Source organism: Bradyrhizobium sp. LeoB3, from assembly GCF_055456055.1.
In genome coordinates, this window is the sequence record NZ_JBVBEF010000090.1 from 21,582 (window position 1) to 29,360 (window position 7,779).

The window sequence follows — 7,779 nt, forward strand, 5'->3', positions numbered from 1 at the left end:
GGACGGGTCCATTGATCGCAGGGTTCGATTCAATCTTCGAAGCGCAGCGCGCGCTCTATGCGAATGCGTCTCAGGCGTTGAAGGCGCTGGAGGCGGGCGGGGCCACCGCGTTGCCGTCGCTGGCCGCGGCTGCGTTCGCGTTCGGCATGTTGCACGCCCTGCTGCCCGGCCACGGCAAGTCGGTGCTGGCCTCGTACTATACGGCGGAGGGCCGCTGGCGAGGCGCCCTCGGCTCGAGCCTGCTTCTGATCTTCACGCATGTCGGCTCCGCCGTGATCCTGGTCCTGTCCGGCTATGCCGTGCTCAAGCACACGATCGGCGGCGCCGGCCGTGCGCTGGCGCTGGAACAGGCAAGCCAAGTCCTGATCGTCCTGATCGGATTTTGGCTCTTGTCGCGGGCTTTTCGTCCTCACCACCATCGCGGTCGCCCGGCACCGCTTCTTGCGATCGCAACTGGCCTTATTCCTTGTCCCCTCACGACCTTCATCATGACCTACGCCTTGGCGCATGGTACAATTCAGTGGGGCTTGCTGCTGTCGACTCTCTTTGCTGCCGGCATGACCTTCACGGTCGCGCTCTTCCCGCTGACGGCGGTATTCGCGCGAACGTGGCTTCTGCCGCTTATTTTGCGCACTGAGATGATCCGCAACCGTCTGGCCGTGGGACTGGAAACCTTTGCAGCCATTACGGTTATCGGGCTCGGAGGGTGGCCGCTGATGATGGGAGTAAATGGATAAGCCAGCATGGAGCGCATGATACGGTGGATGTCACCGAACGGAGCGATCACGCTTGGCATGGAGGAAGCCGGCGCAGGAGCCCCGGTTGTACTTTTGCCTGCACTGAGTTCGATCTCGACGCGCGAAGAAATGCGTTCGCTCCTTGACCGGCTATCATCGCAGTTCTGCGTTGCGGCGATCGACTGGCCCGGCTTTGGCAATCAGGCGCGACCGCGCGTCGACTGGTCGCCGGCGACTCTCTCGGCATTCCTCAACTGGTTCCTGAGCCAAGGCGTTTCCCAGCCACCTGCGGTGATTGCGGCCGGACATGCCGCGGCCTACGCCCTTTATCAGGCAGTCCACCAGCCGGGCACGATCGACCGTCTGGTCTTGATCGCACCGACCTGGCGAGGGCCATTACCGACCATGATGGGCGGTCGGCGGCCGTGGTTCGCCCGCGTGCGGACGGCGGTCGATGTCCCCGGGATTGGTCCATTGCTTTACCGGCTCAATGTCAGCCGATTTGTGGTGTCGAAGATGGCGCGCGAACATGTCTACACCGATCCAAAATGGCTGACGCATGAGCGGCTCGCGGCAAAGCTGGCTATCACCCGCGCTTCGGGCGCGCGGCACGGATCGGTCCGTTTTGTCACCGGGGCGCTCGATCGGGTCGACAGCCGTGAGGCATTCCTGGATCTTGTCCGGCGCGCCAACCTGCCAATGCTCGCCATAATTGGTGACCAGACGCCGCCCAAGTCGCGCGCCGAGATGGAGCAACTTGCAGGTCTGCCCAATGTGAACATCAAGCACCTGCCAACGGGGAAGCTTGCTATCCACGAAGAGTTTCCTGACGCGGTCGCGGATACGATCCTACCGTTCCTTCTCGACACGCCACGAGCGTAGGTCGCGCGTGAAAGCGACAGCCGGCAGACTTCCGGAGGAAGGACCGCACTTGGGAAAACTGCATCCCGCACTGGCGCCTAACGGAAATATTTCCATTGCGGCCGCTCTGGCTCGCTGCGCAAGCCCGACAGTAGGTGTAACTTCATCTCGCCGTCGCGTCTGGGCAGGTCAAGACGGGAGCCGCGATATGAGAAACATCATGGCGGTTACAACGCTATTTGTGCTGGCCATCACTTCGTCAGCATCGGCGCTTAGCGCAATCGGCGGTCGGAACGACTGGGCATTGCTTTCGGCCGATAGGCTGCAGCAACTTCCTCCGCAAGTCAGCTCGGTCATCCGTGCGGCGCAGAGAGCTTGTGGTGAGGACGAGCCACGCGTTCGGACAGGATTTCTACGGTATCTCAAGGGGCGGAATGGAGAGGAGTTCATTTCGCTCCACTTCGACCAATTTCATTGTGCGCGGTCGGCGGCTCTCTGCAATTCGGCGGGCTGCATGCATCGTGTCTTCGTGTCCAACCAACGACAACGGGCCCGGGAAGTCTGGCGCGGCCAGGTACATGATATCGATTTGGACGACGTGGCTGGGCGAGCGAGTGTCACCATCCATTGCGGAGATACTTGCAGCTCCAGACTTCATTGGAATGGAACCGCCTTTTCGCATCAGTGATGCAACTGCGGGACGCGTTCTGGAAGCCGCGTAAGTAATGCGATCGAGAGGCTTCTGAATCAGCGACTTTCCGGCGGCGAATAACGCGATAGTGCGCTTCTCGCAGAGAATCACAATTCGGTGCACACGAGTCCTTCGCCCTTCTTCGACCGCGAGTGCTGAATTACTTCATGGAGCGTCGGGGTCCGCAGACCCCCGGCATCCCAAGACGGCCCGCCGTCCAAGTTCTGCTCATTCGCTCGATGTCATGGCTGGACGTCGGGGCTGAGGGCTTGGACCGAGCATGTGCCTTTTTTCTACCAATCGTAGCGCTGGTTTTGGTTGGCGCCGTCAAGGAGCGCCCGACCGCACAGGCGATGTCGCGCGGACTGAGGCGGCACAATGAACCTGGTGTCGTTCGCATTACGACGGCCGATCTCGCTTCTGACGATGGTTATAGCCGTCGCATGGGTGGGCTTTCTGGCGCTCGATCGCATGCCTCGCGACATCTTCCCGGATCTCGGGGTGCCCGTTCTTTATGTGGCCCAACCCTACGGCGGCATGGACCCGGCCCAGATGGAAGGATTCATCGTCAACTATTACGAGTACCACTTTCTCTACATTACCGGCATCGAACATGTCGAAAGCAAATCGATCCAGGGCGTAGGGCTGATCAAGCTTCAATTCCATCCTGGGACCGACATGGCGCAAGCTACGGCGGAGACGGTCGCCTACGTCGATCGCGCTCGCGCGTTCATGCCGGCGGGCACTGTGCCGCCATTCGTGATGCGGTTCGACAGCGGCAGCGTTCCGGTCGGCGATCTCGTCTTCACCAGCGAGACGAAAACCGTCGCCGAACTACAGGACGCGGCGCTCTTCAAGGTCCGCCCATTGTTTGCGACCTTGCCAGGCGTGTCGGCACCGCCGCCGTTCGGATCGAGCCAGCGGACCATCCTGGTTCATTTGGATCCCGACAAGCTCCGATCCTACAACATGTCGCCGGACGAGGTGGTGCAGGCATTGGCCGCCGGCAACACGATCAGTCCATCTGGCAATGTCCGCATCGGCGATCTCATGCCGATGGTGCCCCTCAACTCTGTTGTCGGAGATTTCAAGGGGCTGAGCAACATTCCCATCCGCTCGCACGGAACACAGACCGTGTTCATACGCGATGTCGGAACGGTCGAAGACGGCGCCGACATTCAGACCGGCTACGCACTCGTCAATGGGCGCCGCACCGTCTATATCCCCGTCACCAAACGCGCGGACGCTTCGACCCTCGCGGTCGTCCAGGCCGTCAAAGCCAACTTGCCACGATTCCAATCCGTACTGCCAAGCGACGTTCAGGTAAGTTACCAGTTCGATCAATCCCCATACGTGACTCGCGCGATCCAGGGCCTATTCGTAGAAGGGGCGCTTGGTGCGGTTCTAACGGGTCTCATGGTGCTGCTTTTCCTTCGGGACTGGCGCAGTTCGCTCGTTGTCGTCCTGAATATTCCGCTGGCAATCCTGGCGTCGGTAATCGCGCTTTGGGTATCGCGTCAGACGATCAACATCATGACGCTGGGTGGGTTGGCATTGGCTGTCGGCATCCTGGTCGACGAAGCGACCGTCACCATCGAGAACATTCACACGCGTCTCGGTGATGGCCATAGCCTAGCCCGCGCCGCAAGCCTGGCCACGGCCGAAACCACGCTGCCTCGCTTCGTGGCCATGCTCTGCATTCTGGCGGTGTTCATTCCAGCCTTCTTCATGACCGGCGCAGCACACAATCTTTTTGTGCCGCTCGCCTTGGCGGTCGGCTTCGCGATGGTGGGGTCGTATCTGCTTTCCAGCACCTTTGTGCCGGTACTATCGGTCTGGATGCTGCGCAATCCGGACACGCAACACAAATCACAAGAGAGCGTTTTTGATCGATGCCGCGCCAGATACGATCGGCTTACGCGCACGATCATGAAGCACCGACGCATTACCGTGCTTTCTTACCTGGTTGCGACCGGTGCCATCATTCTCGTGGTCGGCAGCTCGCTCGGCACAGAGATATTTCCGACCGTGGATACCGGCCAGATGCAATTGCATCTTAGGGCTCCGGCGGGAACGCGGATCGAGCGTACTGAGCAGATTGCGCTGCGAACACTCGATATCATCAAGCGCGAGGTGGGGCCCGACAATGTGGACATTAGTCTTGGCTTTGTCGGAACGCAGCCGCCCAACTACCCGATCAATACCATCTATCTCTGGAGTTCCGGGTCCGAGGAAGCCGTGCTGCAGGTGCAACTAAAGCGTGGCGCCGGAATCCGCATCGAGGATTTGAAGGAGCGGCTGCGCAAGAAGTTGCCGCAGGAACTGGCCGGTGTACGCTTCTCGTTCGAGCCAAGCGACATCGTCAGCCGGGTGATGAGCTTCGGCGCGCCAACCCCGATCGAAGTCGCTGTGAGCGGGCCGAGCTTCGCCAACAGCCGCCAATATGCCGATAAGCTGCGAGCGAGGCTGGGACAGGTGCCGACGCTGCGAGATCTGGAATTCGAGCAGGAACTTGATTACCCGACGGTTGCTGTCGCCGTCGACCGCGAGCGAGCGGGCGTTCTGGGAGTAACGACGGACGACGTGGCGAAATCGATCGTCGCGGGTACCTCATCCAGTCGCTACACCTCGGCCAATTATTGGGCCGATCCAAAGAGCGGTATTGGATATCAGGTGCAAGTCGAGATCCCCGAGCGCCGGATGAATTCGCTGGAAGAGGTGAAGAACCTGCCAATCGCTCGCCGGTCGGGCCAACAGATCGACCTTCGCAATCTTGCTCACGTTACGGATAGCACAGCGCTCGGCGAATATGACCGCTACAACATGCAACGGATGCTGACGCTTAGCGCGAATATCAACGGCGAGGATCTAGGACGTGTAGCAAGCCATGTGCAGCAGGCGATCAGCGATGTAGGAAAGCCGCCAAATGGGGTGAGTGTGACGTTGCGCGGGGCGATCCAGCCGATGGCGGAGATGTTCGGCGGCCTCCGTCTGGGACTTTTGACAGCGGTGGGCGTCATCCTTCTGGTGCTGGCCGCCAACTTCCAGTCGTTCCGGCTTTCCCTGGCAGTGGGATTGACGATTCCCGGCGTAGTGGCGGGAGTTGTAGTCATGCTTTGGTTGACCCAGACCACGCTCAACATTCAATCGTTCATGGGCACGATCATGGCGATCGGTGTCGCCGTGGCAAACGCCATCCTGCTTGTAACCTTCGCAGAGCGCAGCCGCGCTGAAGGCCGCGAGCCGTGGGAGGCAGCCATCGAAGGCGCACGAAGCCGCCTGCGTCCGATCTTGATGACGAGTTTCGCGATGCTGGCGGGAATGTTGCCGATGGCACTCGGACTAGGCGAAACCGGAGAGCAAAGCGCACCCCTTGGGCGGGCGGTGATCGGCGGTCTGCTCGGCGCAACCTGCGTTACCCTCATCATATTGCCCGCGATCATAGCCATACTCCAGTCGCGACATACGCCGATTTCCGCGTCGCTGGATCCTGACGACCCGCATTGCCGCCATTTTGAGCCGGAGTCGCAGCTCGGGGCTGTGCGGTATGCTGGCGACCGAACAGCGAAGTCCCGCGAGCTGGCGGCGGAATAAGCGAACGACCAGAATGGATCCTAGAGGTGACGTACTATGAATTTCAAAAGCCGAACCGTCATCAAGGTCTTGTTAGTCGGCCTCGCAGCAGGAACCATCGCTGTTGAACGGCAACACTTGGCGGCATCGCCATCACCAGTGAAGCAAACAAAGATCGATGACCCTCCGCGGGTCGAGGTTGTGCGGCCACGCCGAGTCACGGTGGCTCAACGTCTTCAAACCAATGCGACCCTCGAAGCTTTTGAGGAAGCGGATCTCTTCGCCAAAGTCGCAGGGTACCTGTCAGAGGTTCGGGTCGACATCGGCGATCACGTGAAGGCAGGTCAAGTGCTCGCGGTCATCGACGTTCCGGAAATGAAGCAGGAGCTTGCCGAAGCCAAGGCCGAGCTGGAAGCCAAACGAAGTGCGCTGGAGAGCGCGCGCCGTCAGCTGGATCACAACAAGGCAGAGCTGGCGCTTCAGGACGCCCTGGCGAAGGACCGGGAGCAGCTGGGTCAGGGACGGAACTTCATCAGCGACCGGACACTCGATCAGGTGCACGCCAATGCGGCCATCGCCAAGGCGGACCTCGGCGTTGCGGAGGCGAACAGCGATCTCGCGGCCCACCAGGTCGACGTCGCCGCCGCCACCGTGGAGAGGATCAAGACGCTGCTTGCCTATACGCAGGTCGTGGCGCCTTTCGATGGCGTGGTCGCGCGGCGCCAGGTGAACCGGGGCGATCTGGTCCAGGCCGCCGCGGCAACGCGGACGACGCCGTCCGCAGGATCACTTTTCACACTGCAGCGGATCGACACGATCAGGGTGTTTTGCGACGTTCCGGAGAACGACGTGTCTCACCTTCACGTCGGCGATCCGGCGGTTGTCAAGCCGTCTGGTTTCGACGGTAAGCCATTCATCGGCAAGGTAACCCGCTTCTCGCTGCGCCTCGATCCCGAAACCCGCGACATGCGGACCGAGATCGACCTGCCCAATCCCGACGAACGGCTTTATCCGGGCACGTATGCGGAGGTCTCACTGGAAATGAACCGACGGCCCGATGCGCTTACCCTACCCACCGCTGCCGTAGGTTCGGATGATCGCGGCAACTTCGTCTACGCCATCACTACCGATCGGGTCACGCGCCTCGCCGTCAGGACCGGTCTCATCGATAACGGTCGCATTGAGATTACGGCGGGCCTGTCGGAGGCGACACCGGTCTTGGCGACCACCAAGGGCATTCCGCCGCTTGGAACGGTGGTTCGGTCGGCGATGGTTCGCGAGAACACCTAACATCGACGCCGAGGCCTGGGGCCTCGGGTCAGTAGTTTTGTCGAACCAATGCGCCATCCCCGTACTCGCGCCTTCGCTTCATTACTTGGCGCAAGTTCTCTCAGCTGCCAAAGCTGTTTGCGCTTCCGCCTGTGTCGGATGAGCCGTACCGATAACCTTCATTTCACCAGGGGCGGGCTGGGCAGTGACAACTTTACATTTCATCGTCGCGGGATCTTGAGCTACGTAGAACGCGGAAGTGCCTGATGGGGGCGCTTGTCCGGTGGTTTTATCCTGCTGCGCAAATGAAGGTGCCCCAAATGCGAGAATGGCGACCGTCGCAAAAAGAATTTTCGTCATACTATCTACCTCCTAGCATTGGACAGCGAGCAAATAGAGGCAGCCGACAAAGGTTCCAGCGGAGGGATATATTTTTCTACTGGAATCCCCGCAGGGTCGCTTCGTGTTTACCCTCAGCGTGATCGATCACTTCGACGGTGTTGTGCGCGATATGCGCGATGAAGACGCGCCGGGTCTTGGGGTCGAATGCGGTGTGCAGAAGCATCCTTGCCTCGCCGCGGTTTCCGACAAGTTTGGATTTGCAGGGTCAGTATCTCGGTCGGTGCGAATTCGCCCACTCGCGGGCAT

At 60.4% G+C, this 7,779-nt stretch carries 6 protein-coding genes; 5 read left to right on the forward strand and 1 reads right to left on the reverse strand.

The features are described from left to right. The first annotated feature begins 11 nt into the window (after positions 1 to 11). The 4 genes from ACZXDY_RS35990 (at position 12) to ACZXDY_RS36005 (ending at position 7,152) form a co-directional block, all read left to right on the forward strand. A complete protein-coding gene (locus ACZXDY_RS35990; RefSeq protein ID WP_464348791.1) occupies positions 12 to 737 on the forward strand; it encodes a hypothetical protein in 726 nt (241 codons plus the stop codon). A gap of 27 nt (positions 738 to 764) precedes the next feature. After that, positions 765 to 1,619: an alpha/beta fold hydrolase gene (locus ACZXDY_RS35995; RefSeq protein WP_464348792.1), complete on the forward strand. Its 855-nt coding sequence runs from the start codon at positions 765 to 767 to the stop codon at positions 1,617 to 1,619. 1,048 nt (positions 1,620 to 2,667) lie between these two features. Beyond that, on the forward strand, positions 2,668 to 5,883 hold the full coding sequence (locus ACZXDY_RS36000; protein ID WP_464348793.1) for an efflux RND transporter permease subunit: 3,216 nt from the start codon (positions 2,668 to 2,670) through the stop codon (positions 5,881 to 5,883). A gap of 36 nt (positions 5,884 to 5,919) precedes the next feature. Then, positions 5,920 to 7,152 carry an efflux RND transporter periplasmic adaptor subunit gene (locus ACZXDY_RS36005; RefSeq protein WP_464348794.1) on the forward strand — a complete coding sequence of 411 codons (1,233 nt, stop codon included), beginning with the start codon at positions 5,920 to 5,922 and terminating at the stop codon, positions 7,150 to 7,152. Positions 7,153 to 7,233: 81 nt separating this feature from the next. Here the strand turns inward: ACZXDY_RS36005 and ACZXDY_RS36010 are convergent, their stop codons facing one another. Next, on the reverse strand, positions 7,234 to 7,491 hold the full coding sequence (locus ACZXDY_RS36010; RefSeq protein WP_130225070.1) for a hypothetical protein: 258 nt from the start codon (positions 7,489 to 7,491) through the stop codon (positions 7,234 to 7,236). Positions 7,492 to 7,594: 103 nt separating this feature from the next. On the opposite strand from ACZXDY_RS36010, the gene ACZXDY_RS36015 reads away from it, so the two are divergent. After that, positions 7,595 to 7,779, forward strand: a 185-nt coding sequence (locus tag ACZXDY_RS36015) for a hypothetical protein (RefSeq protein ID WP_464348795.1), incomplete at its 3' end; no start/stop codon positions are given.